The organism is Halomonas sp. (assembly GCF_041689495.1).
GTDB lineage: Bacteria > Pseudomonadota > Gammaproteobacteria > Pseudomonadales > Halomonadaceae > Halomonas.
Genome location: NZ_JBDNGD010000234.1, coordinates 1 through 1,053, shown reverse-complemented (window position 1 = coordinate 1,053; position 1,053 = coordinate 1). Strand labels below are relative to the sequence as shown.

The following is a 1,053-nucleotide window of genomic DNA, read 5'->3' as shown; positions in this document are numbered from 1 at the left end:
TCTACGGGCTACTATTACACTATTTCCATCAGGATCCGCTTGCGCGATTCGCGAGCCCGTGTGCTCCCATAAGCCTGTGGTAAGACTGGGATGGCAAGATGCTGCCCCGGCAAGCACTGTTAGAAGGAGAAGGAACCGCTGTGACCTCCCCCCTGGTATCCGTGATCATTCCCGCCCGTGACGAAGCGGGCAACCTCCCCGGTCTCCTGGACGAGATTGGCGCTGCGCTGGCCGCCATCGAACACGAGGTGCTGGTCGTGGACGACGCCTCCCGGGATGACACCTGGGCGCAGCTCGAGGCGCGGGCAGCCGAGGATCCCCGTCTTCGCCCCCTGCGCCACGCCAAGAGTGCCGGGCAGAGCACCTCAGTGTGGCAGGCCGGACACGAGGCCCGTGGCGAATGGCTGGCCACCCTGGACGGCGACGGCCAGAACGACCCCGCGGACCTGCCGAGCCTGATCGAGCGGGCCTGCCAGGGCGATGTCAGCCTGGTCGCCGGCCATCGCACCACTCGTCATGACGACTGGCTCAAGCGCGTCTCGTCACGGATCGCCAACGGCGTTCGCGCCCGCCTGCTCAAGGATGCCACCCCGGACACCGGCTGTGGGCTGAAGGTCATCCATCGCGAGGCCTTCCTGCGTCTGTCCTACTTCGATCACATGCACCGCTTCCTGCCGGCGCTGATCCAGGCGCAGGGCGGTCGCTGCGTCTCGCTGCCGGTCAACCATCGCCCGCGAGGTGCCGGCCGCTCCCACTATGGCCTCAACAACCGGCTCTGGGCCGGCCTCGTCGACATGGTAGGCGTGATGTGGTTACGCCGCCGATCGCGGCTGCCGGCCACCCTGGAGCCCCCACGGCAGGAGAGGCTCGCCGAGCCGACCGAAGAAACAAGGAGCGAGACATGAACACCGAGTGGCTGTGGCTGGGCGTCGGCTTCCTGGGCCAGGCGCTGTTCTCCGCCCGCTTCCTGGTCCAGTGGCTGGCCAGCGAGCGGGCCCGGCGCAGCATCGTGCCCCGCGCCTTCTGGTTCTTCAGCCTGGCCGGGGGGGTCAC

Annotated in this window: 2 protein-coding genes; both read left to right on the top strand. The window is 67.9% G+C overall.

Annotation, left to right across the window (positions count from 1 at the left end; translation table 11 throughout):
• Positions 1-140: 140 nt before the first annotated feature.
• A complete protein-coding gene (locus ACESMD_RS08270; RefSeq protein ID WP_372612109.1) occupies positions 141-905 on the top strand; it encodes a glycosyltransferase family 2 protein in 765 nt (254 codons plus the stop codon).
• Positions 902-1,053: lipid-A-disaccharide synthase N-terminal domain-containing protein (locus ACESMD_RS08265; protein WP_372612111.1), on the top strand; the 152-nt coding region annotated here is incomplete at its 3' end. The genes ACESMD_RS08270 and ACESMD_RS08265, both read left to right, overlap by 4 nt.